The 15,993-nt window shown below is 47.2% G+C and carries 16 protein-coding genes and 3 tRNA genes; 11 read left to right on the forward strand and 8 right to left on the reverse strand.

Features of this window, described 5'->3' with window-relative positions:
* Positions 1 to 27 precede the first annotated feature (27 nt).
* The 4 genes from AB3Y96_RS03450 to AB3Y96_RS03465 form a co-directional block, all read right to left on the reverse strand.
* Positions 28 to 2,202 (reverse strand): TonB-dependent siderophore receptor, encoded by a 2,175-nt coding sequence (locus tag AB3Y96_RS03450; RefSeq protein WP_367298505.1) that lies wholly within the window; start codon positions 2,200 to 2,202, stop codon positions 28 to 30.
* A gap of 336 nt (positions 2,203 to 2,538) precedes the next feature.
* Positions 2,539 to 2,913, reverse strand: coding sequence for a DUF805 domain-containing protein (locus AB3Y96_RS03455; protein WP_072310241.1), 375 nt, complete (start codon positions 2,911 to 2,913; stop codon positions 2,539 to 2,541).
* Between the two features lie 133 nt (positions 2,914 to 3,046).
* Positions 3,047 to 3,838: a siderophore-iron reductase FhuF gene (gene fhuF, locus AB3Y96_RS03460; protein WP_367298506.1), complete on the reverse strand. Its 792-nt coding sequence runs from the start codon at positions 3,836 to 3,838 to the stop codon at positions 3,047 to 3,049.
* 311 nt (positions 3,839 to 4,149) lie between these two features.
* Positions 4,150 to 5,214 carry a GGDEF domain-containing protein gene (locus AB3Y96_RS03465; protein WP_367298507.1) on the reverse strand — a complete coding sequence of 355 codons (1,065 nt, stop codon included), beginning with the start codon at positions 5,212 to 5,214 and terminating at the stop codon, positions 4,150 to 4,152.
* 304 nt (positions 5,215 to 5,518) lie between these two features.
* Here AB3Y96_RS03465 and AB3Y96_RS03470 point away from each other — a divergent pair, with 304 nt between their 5' ends.
* Entirely contained in the window at positions 5,519 to 5,809 is a 291-nt protein-coding gene (locus tag AB3Y96_RS03470) for a DUF1435 family protein (protein WP_367298508.1), read from the forward strand.
* Positions 5,810 to 5,907: 98 nt separating this feature from the next.
* Here the strand turns inward: AB3Y96_RS03470 and AB3Y96_RS03475 are convergent.
* The 4 genes from AB3Y96_RS03475 to rsmC all read right to left on the reverse strand — a co-directional run bounded on the left by AB3Y96_RS03475 (position 5,908) and on the right by rsmC (position 7,558).
* Positions 5,908 to 5,994, reverse strand: a tRNA-Leu gene (locus tag AB3Y96_RS03475).
* 80 nt (positions 5,995 to 6,074) lie between these two features.
* Positions 6,075 to 6,161, reverse strand: a tRNA-Leu gene (locus tag AB3Y96_RS03480).
* A 34-nt stretch (positions 6,162 to 6,195) separates the two neighbouring features.
* Positions 6,196 to 6,282, reverse strand: a tRNA-Leu gene (locus tag AB3Y96_RS03485).
* Positions 6,283 to 6,517: 235 nt separating this feature from the next.
* Positions 6,518 to 7,558 (reverse strand): 16S rRNA (guanine(1207)-N(2))-methyltransferase RsmC, encoded by a 1,041-nt coding sequence (gene rsmC / locus AB3Y96_RS03490; RefSeq protein WP_072309096.1) that lies wholly within the window; start codon positions 7,556 to 7,558, stop codon positions 6,518 to 6,520.
* 184 nt (positions 7,559 to 7,742) lie between these two features.
* Here rsmC and AB3Y96_RS03495 point away from each other — a divergent pair, with 184 nt between their 5' ends.
* The 10 genes from AB3Y96_RS03495 to AB3Y96_RS03540 all read left to right on the forward strand — a co-directional run bounded on the left by AB3Y96_RS03495 (position 7,743) and on the right by AB3Y96_RS03540 (position 15,967).
* Entirely contained in the window at positions 7,743 to 8,153 is a 411-nt protein-coding gene (locus AB3Y96_RS03495; RefSeq protein WP_072309095.1) for a DNA polymerase III subunit psi, read from the forward strand.
* Positions 8,122 to 8,589, forward strand: a complete 468-nt coding sequence (gene rimI / locus AB3Y96_RS03500; RefSeq protein WP_367298509.1) for a ribosomal protein S18-alanine N-acetyltransferase — start codon at positions 8,122 to 8,124, stop codon at positions 8,587 to 8,589. The genes AB3Y96_RS03495 and rimI overlap by 32 nt, the downstream gene beginning before the upstream one ends.
* Positions 8,590 to 8,762: 173 nt before the next feature.
* Positions 8,763 to 9,092, forward strand: coding sequence for a helix-turn-helix domain-containing protein (locus AB3Y96_RS03505; protein ID WP_072309093.1), 330 nt, complete (start codon positions 8,763 to 8,765; stop codon positions 9,090 to 9,092).
* A gap of 2 nt (positions 9,093 to 9,094) precedes the next feature.
* Entirely contained in the window at positions 9,095 to 10,363 is a 1,269-nt protein-coding gene (locus AB3Y96_RS03510) for a type II toxin-antitoxin system HipA family toxin (protein ID WP_367298510.1), read from the forward strand.
* Between the two features lie 267 nt (positions 10,364 to 10,630).
* Positions 10,631 to 12,220: a peptide chain release factor 3 gene (gene prfC, locus AB3Y96_RS03515; RefSeq protein WP_367298511.1), complete on the forward strand. Its 1,590-nt coding sequence runs from the start codon at positions 10,631 to 10,633 to the stop codon at positions 12,218 to 12,220.
* A 527-nt stretch (positions 12,221 to 12,747) separates the two neighbouring features.
* A complete protein-coding gene (osmY, locus tag AB3Y96_RS03520) occupies positions 12,748 to 13,362 on the forward strand; it encodes a molecular chaperone OsmY (RefSeq protein WP_367298512.1) in 615 nt (204 codons plus the stop codon).
* A gap of 137 nt (positions 13,363 to 13,499) precedes the next feature.
* Positions 13,500 to 13,661, forward strand: a complete 162-nt coding sequence (locus AB3Y96_RS03525; RefSeq protein ID WP_004846733.1) for a DUF1328 domain-containing protein — start codon at positions 13,500 to 13,502, stop codon at positions 13,659 to 13,661.
* 110 nt (positions 13,662 to 13,771) lie between these two features.
* Complete coding sequence (locus AB3Y96_RS03530; RefSeq protein WP_025799074.1) at positions 13,772 to 13,960, forward strand: stress response protein; 189 nt, start codon at positions 13,772 to 13,774, stop codon at positions 13,958 to 13,960.
* Between the two features lie 10 nt (positions 13,961 to 13,970).
* On the forward strand, positions 13,971 to 15,167 hold the full coding sequence (locus AB3Y96_RS03535; protein WP_072309089.1) for a patatin family protein: 1,197 nt from the start codon (positions 13,971 to 13,973) through the stop codon (positions 15,165 to 15,167).
* On the forward strand, positions 15,167 to 15,967 hold the full coding sequence (locus AB3Y96_RS03540; RefSeq protein ID WP_367300270.1) for a TatD family hydrolase: 801 nt from the start codon (positions 15,167 to 15,169) through the stop codon (positions 15,965 to 15,967). Before AB3Y96_RS03535 ends, AB3Y96_RS03540 begins: the two co-directional genes overlap by 1 nt.
* Positions 15,968 to 15,993 lie beyond the last annotated feature (26 nt).

Here is a 15,993-nt window from a genome sequence, read left to right on the forward strand (position 1 = left end):
ATCGGCATCCCTATTTTTTAGAGGTACTTAGAAGGAATATTTCACACCAACAACCACGGAGCGTTCTGCGCCGAACCAGCAGTTATTGCTGTCGTAGCAGCTTGCGACGTAGCGTTTGTCAGTGATGTTATTCACCGCCATTTTCAGGGTGGCGTTATCCAGCGCAGGCGCTAGGTTACCCAACTCATATGACGCGGCCATGTCATACAGCGTAACGGCTGGCAACTGCTCGGTATTACTCTGGTTAGCTTCCATACGACCGATGTAACGGATACCCGCACCGACGGTGAGTCCGCGCAGGAAAGTATCGTCAATGGTGTAGTTAGCCCATGCGCTGGCGTTGTCTTTAGCCGTTTGTACCGGACGGTTGCCGATCAATGCCTTGTTAGCATCTTCGGTAATTTTCACGTCGGTATAAGCGTAGTTGGCCGTCAACAGCAGGTTTTCCAGCGGGGAAGTGCGCAGTTCAAACTCATAGCCTTTCGACTCGATTTCGCCACTTTGGTACTTCTCGTATGGATCAACGCCGTTCGGGTTAGAGGTCAGCGCGTTCTCTTTTTTGATATCAAACACAGCGGCCGTGAAGATGGTGTTCTGGCTTGGCGTGGCAAATTTCACCCCACCTTCCCACATCTTGCTGGTTTCTGGTTTGTAAGAGCCACCGCTTTTGTTACGCCCGGCTAGAGGCTCAAAGCCCTCTGAGTAAGCAACATACGGGGAGATACCGTTTTCAAAGTGATACATCGCGCCATAGCGCTGGGTGTATTTGCTTTGAGAGAAGGTTTCATCCGTATTGGCACCGTATTGCAGGCCGTAGGTGCGCTTCTCGTACTGGTCATAACGACCACCGGCCAAGATGGTCAGTTTGTCGAGATCGATAGAGTCCTGCCAGTAGTAGCCGTTCTGGTGCATGGAATAGCGCACGTTGGTGGCCAGCGACGGGTCCCAGGCAATATTGCCGCGGTTAATCTCATGATTATTGCGATCGAAGATATCGATGCTTGGTGCAACGGCGTCTTGATATTCGGTTTTGTTGTTCTGCCACTGGTAATCGAAGCCCAGCAACACATTGTGACGCAGGAACGCGGTATCAAACTTGCCTGCAATTTGGTTATCAATATTGAAGGAGTCCATACTCTCATCGGTCATGTACATGCGGCGGCCGAGAGTGCGACCATCGGCTTCGAGACCGGTGCTGTAGGTGTTTTCCTGATAAGCCGTGATGTGCATAAAGCGGGCTTTTTGCGTGAAAGACCACTCATCGCTGAAGCGGTGATCGAACTGGTAGCCGACAGATTCTTGTTTGCGCTTATAAGATTCCCAATTGTGATCGCCCAGATAAACGTCAGTTGGTAGCTTACCGTAAGGAGAATACTTGAAGGTGCCTTCGCCCGGTAGAGAAGTATAAACGCCAGCATTAGGATCGTTCTGGAAGAAAGCTTGTACCAGCAGGCTATTGTTATCGTCGATATCCCAACGCAGAGAAGGCGCTAACAGATAACGTTCATTTTTGGAGCCTTCGGCCTGCCCATCAACGGCACCCGCTACGCCAACAAAGCGGTAACTGACGTCGCTGTCACCAATTTGACCAGTAGAGTCGATTTTGCCTTCACGGCGGTTATCGCTGCCGGTATCAAATTCTACGTCGGTATTTTGGTTTTTCTGTGGTTTCTTGCTGATCATATTGACGATACCGCCGGGTGAGGCGTTACCGTATAAAACCGATGCCGGACCTTTCATGACTTCGATACGATCGAGCATGTAGGTATCAACTTGGCCTTGAATGTTCCATTCGTTGTAAGGCAGTTGCAAGCCATCGAGATAGTTTTCGCTGTTTTTGAATCCGCGAATGGTGAATTCATCAAAGCGGGTGATAGCTCCACCACGGTTTTCGGTGGTTACGCCAGACACATAGCGCAGCGCTTCGTTCAGTGAGCTGATGCCGCGCTCGTCGAGCTCTTGGCCTTCAACGGTGTTGATGGTCTGTGGGGTATCTTGTGCGGTCAGATCTGATTTTGTACCGGTATTTTCGTAGCTTCCCAATGGAGGAAGGCTTGATTTGGCACTGACAATGATTTTGTCTTCATTGTCCGTTGCTGCGGTGTTTGTTGCTGTATCCGCAAGGGCGCTCAAAGGGAAGACCAAACAACCGATTGGCAACACCGCTTTTAACGAAGAGTTAAGAAACGCTTTGTATTTCATCTAATTATCCCTGCTTGAAAAAGCACGAAGATCTAAAAATTAATTATGAGCAATCTGGCCATCGCCGGATGTTAACCAGTCAATGGCATCGCTTTATTAAATGCGATACAGAATGATAATTATTCTCGTTATCTTTGGTAGCTTTTATTCGGTCTAAGGCGGGAAAACTATTTTTCTTTGTGATCTTCGTCACGAATTAATAAAGGTTATTTAAGAATAACCATAAATAACTCAATGAAATTAATCGAGCTAAGGTTATTAGCAGGGGGTGAGTTAATTCTATTTATTTATAAGACAATCTAACCCACCGAGAGGTGGGTTAGTGATGAAGCGATCTTATTGAATGATGCCTACTGGCTGCTCAGCTTTTGGGTCTGCGCCATAACGGTTCGCGCCCGTGGTTCCTGCTCTACAGAGATAGACTAGTAGAATGATTGGTCCAACTAAAGGAATGAAGCTAACGAAGTAAAACCAGCCAGAATGCTCGGTGTCATGCAATCTTCTGGCTGTGAGCGCCATACTAGGGATGACAACCGCAAGTACATACAAGATCAGGATAACGTTTATGATAGCGCTGCCTGATATGAGCGCTAGAGCAAATATGATCCCACACACGATGCCGTTGATAAGGCCAAATAACCAATATTCTTTGCGGCGGGCTCGACCATTAAAGTTAGCGTAATCTTTTAATACCTTGATATACCAATTCATTGAAAACATATCCTTTGTTTTTAAGTCGCATAAGGATACGTAATGAAGGGGAAATTCTTCTGACGCCGATCAAGAAAGCTATTACTTGATTTAGTAGTAATAGATAAGAATGTTTTAAGTTGACTCCGCTTTTCTAGCCCAGCGTGAGCGGGCAATCACCGCACTCTTTCATCTTGGGCAGCTTATAGCGCTGGCAGCAGGTACGGCGTTGGATAGTGCCGTTACGCATCAGAACGGTGCGATAGAGTGGGTTATCTTGGCCATCGGGGAAAGAGGCAGAGAAAAAGAGAGCCTGTTCAAGCTGTGAGAAAAGTGCATCACCCAGCAGGGGTCGTAATTCCCCTAAATACCAATGCATCACATAACCAATATTGCTCCACATCAGCTTAGTGTTCAAAACACCTTGGCGAGCAATGGCGTTTACCGCTGGAATGAGATGACGCTCAACCAAAGATACCATGCGTTGCAGCGGAGTGCTGTTACGTGCATCTCCCGCCATTAACTGCGGATAATAGATAAATGCCTCAGGGCGTCCACTTTCATGAAAACGAACTTTGAACTGCCGAATATGTGGATCGAGAGGTGCTGATTGCTCAAGTAGCAACAGCATCATCGGCGGCACCAATAAACCAAAATACCATTGCGCCCAGAGTGATTCTAACGGTTTGGCTTCCGGCGTTTTATCGGGGTATTCAGCGTAGTGTTCTTGCTGATAGCTTGCCATCAGTTTGGCGTAGGTTTCTGCGGTTGACCACTGTATAGCCGACAAATCGTTGCTAGCAGCAGATTCATCGATCAGGAATGTAGTAAGAAAATGAGGGTAGTGCTGGCTAAAAAGCGCAGTCAGTTCTTCCGCTTCTGGCGGAAAAGCAGGAAAGACGGCTGGAAAGTAGGCATTAAACTCAGTCAGCGCAGTTATCTTCACCACAACACCCTAGATAGTAAATACCAAAACGCAATAATACTGATAACTATTATCAATCGCAAGATGGTGGTTGAACTAAATGTGTCATGGCGTCAATGACGGTGAAATTGAAAATTTGAGGTGATGAAAAACGAAGTGCAGGATGTGAATGCATTCGATGCCTCAAAATAGGCGGGCAGGAAAAATAAGGGTTACGATACGGGACTATATTTTTTTAAATAATTTATGCTTTAATCTATCTATTGGTGGTGGATAATTCGTACCTAGCTAGATAGAGAGTATTTTTCTATCTAGCAGATTATAAAAAGAAATTAGGTTTCTTTTTGCAGTAAAACTCTATTGCGGCCTTTCTGTTTTGATATGTACAGCGCCTGATCGGCACGCGTTATGGCATTTTCCAAATTATTGCCGTACATCTCCGAAAGCCCCGCTGAAATTGTTACCACGTTGCTTCCATTTGGCTGATATTCATTGATTAACGCCAATTGTTCTACATGTAAACGAATATGCTCGCATATTTGTATCGCGAGGCTTTCAGAGGCGTCGCGTAAAATAAGTAAAAACTCTTCACCGCCATACCGAATGGCTAAATCTCTGGTACGAACGGCTTCTTTGATAATTTGAGCAATACTTTTAAGCGCTATATCACCGTATTGATGACCGTAGTGATCGTTATAGAGTTTAAAAAAATCAATATCCAACATGACGACAAAATGTTTGTGCTCGAGGTCACAATCGCTGCCCATATGCTGGAATTGAAACTCTAAACCACGGCGGTTAAGCAGCGTGGTAAGGGGATCAATCATGCTGAGATCGCTAAAGCGAGCTCTATCTTGTTCTAGTTGAGTGACCAGTCGACGGGTAAATGCCTCACGCCGGCGCGTCATTGCGTGGTGTAATGACAGTGCGATAATCGGTAATGTTAGAACGAATAAAATGCGCGTCATATTGTGGAAATCTTCCAGCACAATAACGGTTATTGCTACGGGAACGGCATTTAGACAGAACGCTAATAAGTTGTCAGAAAGCGTGACGGCGGCAATAAAAAATATGCTGAACAGATTGATCAATAAAAATTCATGGCTGTTGGCGTCAACATGTTGATATTTAGCCGCTATATGAAACGACCATAGCAATCCTAGCAATAGAGATGCAACGTTGAGCTTCAGCAAATATTTGTCGCGATGCCATATCAATGAGATGGCTGAAAATAGGCAAAAGGCAAAAACGCCAATCCCCGCAAACGTATACGGAGGATCTGTTTGTAATGGATTGAGCAGCGCATAAAACGATGTAGCACCATTTAACAGGATAAATAGCAGGAATGTCATATGACTTTTGCTATTTAATAGGTCGTCGTAGTTTTTTGCGTTCATTAAATAAGGCTCGTGACTGTCAATATCGCTCAAATAAAAATATAAAATGGCAGTAATATGTTAGTTCTTAGACAAGAATTTTCTTAGGGATGTCTGATGTGGCGATAAAACTAACAGCTTTGATCTAAGATGTCATGTGCTTGTAATCAATGTGGGTTACATCGACTTTTTTTGCGTGAAAATCATACTGCCCCTTCACTGAATCCTGCCGCTTTTATGCTTTTACACATACATAATTCATGGATGAAACGATCTATGTCTCAGTATATGATATTGGGAATTATTATCATTTAAGGTGAAGGTTATGCTGATTGCTGCGATGGTGCTTCTGGTGGTGTGGGGGATAAGCTTGTGGGTTTGTAAATCTCTTAGCGGAATTTGGGGGATAAGCTTGCCAACGTTAGTTTTGCCTATGCTGATTGTTTCCAATCTGAATTTATCTTTTTTAAAAGGCATGATGGTGCTGGCTATGTTAGTCACGCTGGCGATGTTGTTTAACCCACGTTTGCGAAACTATGTGCTGCTTCCATCTGGACTCGCTCTGGCCGGAGGATTAGCGACAATTTCATTAAATTACAATTATTTTGGGATTTGATATTGATGGATACGAGCGATATTAAATATAAAGGGAGTGTTAAGAAGTAAAAAAACGAAGGGATTTTAATTGGATTAGAGAGAGAAATAACAATCTGTTGGTGCGAAGAGAGGGACTTGAACCCTCACGTCCGTAAGAACACTAACACCTGAAGCTAGCGCGTCTACCAATTCCGCCACCTTCGCACATCAGATTACTTTTCTGTACTGCTGTTTGACAATTGTTTGACAATTGTTTGGCAATTGTCTGACTATGCTCACCAGCTTGGTGCGAAGAGAGGGACTTGAACCCTCACGTCCGTAAGAACACTAACACCTGAAGCTAGCGCGTCTACCAATTCCGCCACCTTCGCAAGATGCTGTGAAGCATAAATCATCGTGGTTATTTGGTGCGAAGAGAGGGACTTGAACCCTCACGTCCGTAAGGACACTAACACCTGAAGCTAGCGCGTCTACCAATTCCGCCACCTTCGCATACCGTTTATGTCGCTTTGCAGCAACACAACCACGGAGGCGAATTCTAGAGATTTTCGCGGTTACGTCAACACTTATTTCCCCATCAATGCCTGTTTGATGCGTGTTTGCTGAAAATGTGGGCATTTATTTTGTAAATCACGATAGGGCAATGAATTATCGTGATCAATAACACGGCATACAGAAAAGCAGGTGGGGCGCTGGTAAACTGAGGCTTACCAGCTAAAAGCAGAAATTAACGTTTTTTCTTGGCCATCGCAGCACGGCCTAAGCGCGCTGAATACACTTTGAAACGACCAGTCTGTGCCAGCACTTCGTGCGCGCCAAAAACATCGTCCAACAGCTGTGGATAAGGCAGGAAGGCGTTGGCAACAATGCGCAATTCACCACCAATTTGCAGCTGTTTAGCCGCGCCGCGGATCAGCGTTTCTGCGGCGGTTAAGCTGGTTTGCATGCCGTCATGGAACGGTGGATTCGAAATGATCATGTCAAAGCGGCCGGTAATGTCGGAATAGACGTTACTGGCAATGACTTCGCCCTGAATATCATTAGCAGCAAGCGTTGCACGGCTAGATTCAAGCGCAGCAGCGCTGACATCGCTCAGCGTTAGCTTAATTTTTGGCGACATTTTTGCCATTGCGGCAGACAGAACGCCTGCACCGCAGCCAACGTCTAGAACTTTGCCTTTCATGTGTGGCTCAAGCGATGACAGCAGCAGATGGCTGCCGACATCCAGTCCGTCGCGGCTAAACACACCCGGCAAGGTGGCGATAGTTAGGCTGCCTGTCTGATAGCTTTCCCACCAGTCTTCTAGGTTGAAATCACTCTGTTTTTCTAAGCGTCCGTGATACAAACCACAGCGGCGTGCGCTGTCGATTTTATTCAGCGGGCCAAACGCCTCGATGACACCTTCGGCGCTACGCACGCCTGCGCGGTTTTCACCGACGATAAACAATTCGGTGCCAACCGGCAGCAAGGAAAACAGGTTTTGCAGCTGGAACTGCGCTTCTTGTTTGCTCTTTGGCCAGTAATAAATCAGGGTGTCGCAATCGGCAACCAGCTCTGCATCGGCTGTCAGACCAAACTGGCAGCGCTCAGCCATGGTGCGGCTCAGCTGTTGCCAATGATGGTACTGATTGGTGTGAACGCGAACCTCTGCCGCTTCAAACTGTGCTGGCAGGGTATCTTGTAAATCGCCTGCAAAGAGGACTCGGCGTGATTCGAATTCCTCGCTGTGGCGCAGAATGACTTCGCTGGCAGGGGTAAATAATGACATTAAACGTGTTTCCTTAGGTTAACTAGCCGCGCAGTATATACCCAAACTATGTGGAGTTGCAGCCAACACCGTGCCGCTTTGCGTAACAAGCAGATTGAGCTTTAATGACGCGGTCTTAGTAGGTTTGCTAGAATACGCCCCAAATAGTTTATTTAACGTCTCTTTGACACTCTAGCAGGACAGTATGGCCACCCGACGCGACCTTCTTTTACAGCAGCTTGGTATTACTCAGTGGGTGCTACGGCGTCCAACGGCGCTGCATGGCGAGATTGCAGTGAGTGTACCTAGCTCGACCCGCTTGTTAATTGTTTCCGCGGAGCCGATTTCTCCCGACGACGTTTTGCTGTGTGACGTACTTAAGGCATTGATGCTCACACCGGATCAGGCGGTTATCCTCACGCCTGAACAGTACGCCATGCTTAATGATGGCGCTGAATATTATGTTTGGTGGCTAGGCGACTCTCCGGCTACTGAACGCGCAAGCGCCACGCTGCATTCTCCGGCGCTCAGTGCGCTTTACCATAACTCAGGCGCCAAACGCGCGCTATGGCAGCAAATTTGTCATGATGAACAACATTTCTTCCCTAAAGGGTGAGATTTCCCCTCTCACCGAGGCTGATTTTAAAGCGGCTTTTGACATCGAATGTGCCAGCCACGCGTTTCCGTGGACGGAAAAAACGTTCCTCAGCAATCATGGGGAGCGCTATTACAATCTGAAATTAGAGTGCGACGGAAAACTCGCCGCTTTTGCGATTACGCAGGTGGTGCTTGATGAAGCCACGCTTTTCAACATCGCCGTTGCTCCCTCGCATCAACGTCAGGGGCTTGGCCGCGAATTACTGGATGCCTTGATTGCGGGCCTTGAGGAAAAAGGCATCGTGACATTGTGGCTAGAGGTACGAGACTCTAACCGCGCAGCGATAGCGCTTTATGAGTCGCTAGGCTTTAACGAAGTTTCACTACGTCGCAATTATTACCCAACTCCCGATGGCCGCGAAGATGCCCGTATTATGGCGTTACCGCTGGGCTGATCTGAAAAAAAACAGCGAATTTGTTGTTTTTTGAGTTAAATACAACTGATTTGTTGTTTTTATTACAAATAACAACTATTGAGTTGTATTTTGAGTGAAAAACAATTCATTAGTTGTTAATAGCATAATTAACAACTAATCTGTTGTTATTGTCATACGCTGAGTTTATCGCCATGAAACACCTCTCTGAGCTACCTAGCTTGCTTAAACTTCGTCGGCAACAGCTCGATCTCAACCAAAAAGATATGCTGATGAAAATCGGCATGTCACAACAGCAATATCAACGTATTGAAGCGGGGGGCGACCCACGCTTGTCGACTCTACTTAGGGTTCTGGAAGGGATGGATCTGGAGATGATGCTGGTGCCGCGAGATAAAGTTCCGGCGGTGGAAGAGTTGTTGGCCCCAATCTTTAATAATCATCGCATGCCGATGCCATCGGATGAGCAAGCGCTGGTTTGGAATGATGAGTGGGAAGATATCATACGTAAACTGGAGGATTGAGCGTGACTAAACAAACTGAGTCCGTTCAGGCATTAGCGCTATATCTTAACCAGCAACGCATTGGGGTTTTAGCGCATTATGCTAGCAACCATAATATTCTGACCTTTGATCCTGAATATGCTGCGTTGCCACTCTCGGTTCGTCCTATTTTTACGTTGCAACAAGTTATCTATCCCAATTATTTACAGTCACCGTTGAGATCGACCACGCGATTGCCGCCGGTACTGTCTAACCTTCTTTCCGAAGGTGCGCTACGAGACTTAATGACGCGAACGTTAAAAGTGCATCATGACGCCGAGTTTCCGTTATTTGCTTACACCGGTGGTAATTTGCCAGGGGCTATCACCGCTAAGCCTCTTGCTTTAGGCGATATTCCTGCATGGGCATTATCTGCCCGTGGGGAGCGCTTAGAGGCGGTTCAGATTGAAGTTCGCCATCAGACGGATAAATTTTCTTTGGCCGGTGTGCAGATGAAGTTTTCCGCTCAAAGTCGAGACAACCGCTTTAATGTTAGCGCAGACACCGACGGCGATAGCTGGATTATCAAAACGCCGTCAACGGTACATGCCCACGTACCGGAAAATGAGTTTACGGCGATGATGCTGGCGAAAGCGATTGGCGTTGAGATCCCTGAGATTAAATTAGTTGAGCTGTCTCAGCTAGATCATTTACCCAAGATCAATCTACCTGATGAACGCTATGCGTATGCCATTCGCCGGTTTGATCGCAGCGACGCGGGCAGGATACACACCGAGGATTTTGCCCAAATATTGAATGTCTATCCTCATGAAAAATATGGCCGCTACAACTACGACATTATGGCGGCGTTGTTATATCGGTTTGGTTCCGGTGGCTTGGCCGACGTACAACAAATGGCGCGGCGTTTATTGGCAAATATCCTGCTGGCGAACGGTGATGCACATTTGAAAAACTGGACGATGATCTATCGCGATGCGTTACATGCTCGGTTGTCTCCGGCCTATGACATTGTGACGACGTTACCTTATGTTGCCGGTGAGGACAGCGTTGCTTTAAATATGGCAAAAGAAAAACGCTGGCAACGAATTGAATTATCGACTTTTGAACGCTGGGCTGAGAGCCTTAAAATTGCGTGGCCCGCTATTGCCGTTCATTTGCACGATGCTATGACTACGGCACGCCAAATTTGGCCTTCAATGCTCGAAGAACTACCCATGAAGGAGGAACATAAAATCGTATTAAGAAACCATTGGGCGAGCCTCTCTTCCGACTTCCGCATCGCTGTACCTTAGCGCTTAAAAAACGATTGATTGTCTAACCTGATTAAATCAGAGAAAATAGCCCGCTATACCCGTCATACTTCGAGCCGCATGTGCGTTGGCTACGTTTGTTCACCCTAGTCACATAGTTATCTATGCTGCTAGGGATTCACAAACTTGCCGCCTTCCTGCAACTCGAATTATTTAGGTTATAACCCTTTTTATTCCCGCTTTGCGTAACAAGAAATCGTCTGAATTACGGGCGCTGGCGCAGGGTGGCTAACGATAGAACGTAAAAACATGTCTCCTAGTGAATACGCTCGCGAAGTGGCTAAACGCCGCACTTTCGCAATTATTTCTCACCCCGATGCCGGTAAAACCACGATTACTGAAAAAGTTCTGTTATTCGGACAGGCTATTCAGACCGCGGGAACGGTAAAAGGGCGCGGCTCCAACCAGCACGCTAAATCTGACTGGATGGAGATGGAAAAACAACGTGGTATTTCGATTACCACCTCGGTGATGCAGTTCCCTTACCACAATTGCTTGGTAAACCTGCTCGACACCCCAGGGCACGAAGACTTCTCTGAAGATACCTATCGTACCCTGACCGCCGTTGACTGCTGCTTAATGGTTATCGACGCGGCTAAAGGCGTCGAAGATCGTACCCGTAAGCTGATGGAAGTTACGCGCCTGCGTGATACGCCGATCTTGACCTTCATGAACAAAGTCGACCGCGAAATTCGCGATCCGATGGAGCTGCTGGACGAAGTCGAAAACGAGCTGCGTATCGTGTGCGCGCCAATCACGTGGCCAATCGGTTGTGGTAAATCGTTTAAGGGTGTTTATCACCTTTATAAAGATGAAACCTATCTGTATCAAACAGGTAAAGGCCACACCATTCAGGAAGTTCGCATCGTTAAAGGTTTGGACAATCCTGACCTAGACGCTGCCGTTGGCGACGATCTGGCAGAGCAGCTGCGCGGTGAGCTGGAGTTGGTGAAAGGAGCCGCCGCTGAATTTGATAAGGACGATTTCCTCAATGGTGAATTGACCCCTGTCTTCTTCGGTACGGCTCTGGGTAACTTTGGTGTTGACCATATGCTTGATGGCTTGGTGGATTGGGCGCCTGCGCCAATGCCGCGCAAGACTGATACCCGCGTGGTTAGCGCTGATGAAGAGAAATTCACCGGTTTTGTGTTTAAAATTCAGGCCAACATGGACCCTAAACACCGCGACCGCGTTGCTTTTATGCGTGTGGTATCTGGCCGTTATGAAAAGAGCATGAAACTGCGTCAGGTTCGTACGGGCAAAGACGTGGTGATCTCTGATGCGCTGACCTTTATGGCCGGTGACCGTTCGCACCTTGAAGAAGCCTATGCGGGTGACATCATTGGTTTGCATAACCACGGCACGATTCAGATTGGTGACACCTTCACTCAGGGTGAAGAGATGAAGTTCACGGGTATCCCGAACTTTGCCCCAGAGCTGTTCCGCCGTATTCGTCTGCGCGATCCTCTGAAACAGAAACAGCTGCTGAAAGGTTTGGTTCAGCTGTCAGAAGAGGGCGCGGTGCAGGTGTTCCGCCCAATTCACAACAACGATCTGATCGTTGGTGCGGTCGGTGTGCTGCAGTTTGAAGTGGTGGTCGCGCGTCTGAAAAGCGAATATAACGTTGAAGCTATCTATGAATCCGTCAACGTATCAACTGCACGTTGGGTTGAATGCGATGACGTGAAGAAATTCGAAGAGTTTAAACGTAAGAACGAACTGAACTTGGCGTTGGATGGCGGCGATAATTTAGCCTATATTGCGCCAACGATGGTTAACCTTAATCTGGCTAGCGAACGCTATCCTGAAGTGAAATTCCGCAAAACTCGCGAGCATTAATCGTTTTGTTCGTGTAATTTTTCTGCTGAATTTGCTGATAAACCGCACTCATGTGCGGTTTTTTTATACCCAAAATTCGCAGAATCGTCTTAATAAGCCGCTTTTTTGCACAAAAAAACGCCGGTTATTGTGATCTAAACTGCATTTTTTTGTTACTGGGCTATAGTTATTCCAGTGGCGCATGACACCGAGAATTAATCGGTTTGATTAGATTAGTTTAACAGTTGAGTACTTCACCAAGGTAAAGCGGAAAGCATAACGTATTGATTTTAAATCAGCAGACTAACGATTGATAGTTTAAATAATGGATGATGAGTGGTCCACAAGACGTTTTTTCATACCGTGATTTGTTAATCGTTTGTTTGTTAATTGCTGGTTTTAACTGCTTCTTGCTGAGCCGATGGTGAACAACGGCCACACTTTTAAGCATTAGCACAGCGAGTCTCCGATGAGACGATGTGATTAAGGGCTGACTGAAATACGGCCCACGGCGTTAAGCCGTTACTGAAATCAAAAGGAAGAAATCGATGAAAAATACCAAGTTTGCACGTTCAATAATGGCGATTGTTTTAGGTTCTGTACTGGTTAGCGGTAGTGCTCTGGCAGAAGAAACCTTAATGCAGAAGGCACAAAGCGCGGCTGACTCTACCGGTGCGAAAATCGATAGCTCCATGAAAAAAGTTGATGGTTACATGGACGATAGCGGGATTACCGCTAAAGTTAAAAGTGCACTGGTTGATGCCAAAGATATCAAAAGCAACGATATCTCTGTGAATACCAGCAAAGGTGTCGTTACCTTGAACGGTTTTGTCTCCTCACAGGATCAGGCAGAACGCGCGGTGACTCTGGCGAAAGGCGTTGAAGGCGTTAAATCCGTGAGCGATAAGCTGCACGTAAAAGATAGCACCAAGGCCAGCGTTAGCGGATACGCCAGCGACACGGCTATCACTAGCGAAGTAAAAGCGAAATTACTGGCTGATGACATCGTCCCATCACGTAACGTGAAAGTGGAAACCGAAAATGGCTTGGTACAGCTTTCCGGTACGGTGAAAACCAAAGCTGAATCCGATCGTGCTGAAAGTGTTACTAGCGCGGTGGAAGGTGTAAAAAGCGTTAAAAACGATCTGACGGTAAAACAGTAATCTGCTTTCCCCGGACGTATCTCTTATGAGCGCGTTCGGTGTGATTACCTATGAGAAACAAAGACCTTTTAGAAACAAAGAGAAGAACGTCGTTGGTCGACACTTCATTTTTATTTTAGGCAAGGTAAGGAGAGCATATGTTTCGTTGGGGAATTATCTTTTTAATCATTGCATTAATCGCTGCAGCATTAGGTTTTGGTGGTCTGGCCGGTACAGCGGCATGGGCAGCTAAAGTGGTGTTTGTAGTGGGTATTATTCTGTTCTTGGTCAGCCTATTTACAGGACGTCGTCGTCCTTAGGTAAAGATATCCTCAGCGCTCATTGTTAGGATGATTCAACATGAGTGATGGGGGTATCAACACCAAATTCGCCATCCATTTTTAATGGAAAGCACTAAAGGTTTGTAAATATGAACGGTGACATTGTTGTCGGTAAGTGGAAACAGATTCGCGGTCAAGTCAGGTCTACTCTGGCTGAATGGCTTGGCAGTGACGGCGAATGGCTTGCTGGCAACAATGATTGCCTCCTTGGATTGCTGCAAGAGGATTACGGAATTGCGCAAGACAGGGTATCCTCGGAGGATGTGAAGACTCATTGAGGATGGATGGTTGGGATACAGAATACCGATTACGCTGGGCAATATAGAGCCGTTGGCGTACAAACCCTACCAGCCGGGTAAAATTGCGCTGGTATGTGAAGGTGGCGGTCAGCGTGGAATTTTTACCGCTGGTGTGCTGGATGAATTTTTGCGCGCGCGCTTTAACCCCTTCGATCTCTATCTCGGCACTTCTGCCGGAGCACAAAACCTTTCCGCTTTTGTCTGTGGCCAACCAGGCTACGCACGACGAGTCATTACTCGCTACACCACCTCTATTGATTTCTTTAATCCGCTGCGTTTTGTCCGTGGTGGGCACTTAATCGATCTTGATTGGCTGATTGAGGCTACGGCAAACGATCTACCGTTAGCGATGGATTATGCGGAACAACATTTAGTCGATGGCCGCCAATTATTGATGTGTGCCAGCCGTAGTGACGATTTTGCTCCTACCTATTTCCCCGCTCAGCGTAAAAATTGGCTGGATGTGATCAAAGCCAGCAGCGCGATCCCTGGATTCTATCGCTGGGGCGTTGAGCTAGACGGTGTGAGCTATCATGACGGCGGGATAAGCGATGCGATCCCGGTGCGCGAAGCCCATCGACGCGGAGCGGATACGATTGTGGTGATACGCACCGTGCCATCACAAATGTTCTATACCCCAAAGTGGATGCGTCGAATGGAAGCCCTGCTGGGTGAAAGTAGCCTGCAGCAAATGGTCAAGATGATGAAGTACCATGAGAAAAGCTATCGTCGTATTCAGCGTTTCATTGAGAAACCGCCCGGCAAAGTGAGGGTATTTGAAATCTATCCGCCGAAGCCGCTGGCAAGCCATGCGTTAGGGAGCAAAACTGCTGCCTTAAATGCGGATTATCATCTCGGGCGTCGCTGTGGTCGCTATTTCTTAGCCACCGTTGGGCACTGGCTATTGCCACGAGAAGATCAAACCAATGCAGACAAACGAGCGTTCTCTCGTCGTTTATTGCAGCCGTCAGATACGATTTCTCCTGAAGTGCCAATTGTGGCGGCAACGCACTCGGCGGCTAAAAATGGCATCGTCCTGCCGGAACCGCAAACCAATATGGTGGCGGAGAAGTCTTTGATATTGCCTGATAGCGTGCATTTGGATAAAAGCGCTCGGCAAACCACCATTGACCCTAGCGCTGCCAAAAAAGCAGATAAACCGTCTTCGCAGGACAGTTCGACGTGATGGCTCCTATGGCTGATGCGCTGTTCGTCGATACACACTGTCACTTTGATTTTCCGCCGTTTAGCGGTAATGAGTCCGAAAGCCTTGAGCTGGCATACGCACAGGGAGTGCGTAGCATCATCGTGCCAACCATCAGCGCACAGCGCTTTCAGCGAGTGCTTGAACTGGCGAACAGTTACTCGATGCTATACGCCGCATTAGGTCTTCATCCACTGTATATCGCCCAGCATCGAGAGCAGGATATTGATGTTCTTGCTCAGGCCTTGGCGCAGAAACCAAATAAGCTAGTCGCAATCGGTGAGATTGGGCTTGATTTGTTTATGGACGACCCACAGCTTGAGCGACAAATTACGCTGCTAAAAGCTCAGTTAAAGCTGGCCAAGCGGCATGATTTACCTGTGATCTTACATTCGCGCCGCTCCCACGATCAGCTAGCTCGTGAGTTAAGAAATGCCGCGGTGCCGCGATGTGGCGTTGTGCACGGTTTTTCTGGCAGCCTTTCACAGGCTCAGGCATTCATTAAGTTAGGCTATTTTATCGGCGTTGGCGGCACGATAACCTACGAGCGAGCGCAGAAAACACGGCAGGTGATCGCCCAATTGCCATTAAGCGCATTACTGCTGGAAACCGATGCGCCCGATATGCCATTGGCGGGTTACCAAGGAGAGCCAAACCGCCCTGAACGTGTGCGTCAGGTATTCGAAACGCTATGCCAACTCAGACCCGAACCTCCCGCAGTGATAGCCGACGCCATATTGGTAAATACTGATAGATTGTTCGGTATTTCCGCGCTGTTTTAGATTCATTGCTAACTATTATAAATGCG

Source organism: Hafnia alvei, from assembly GCF_964063325.1.
Lineage (GTDB): Bacteria > Pseudomonadota > Gammaproteobacteria > Enterobacterales > Enterobacteriaceae > Hafnia > Hafnia alvei_B.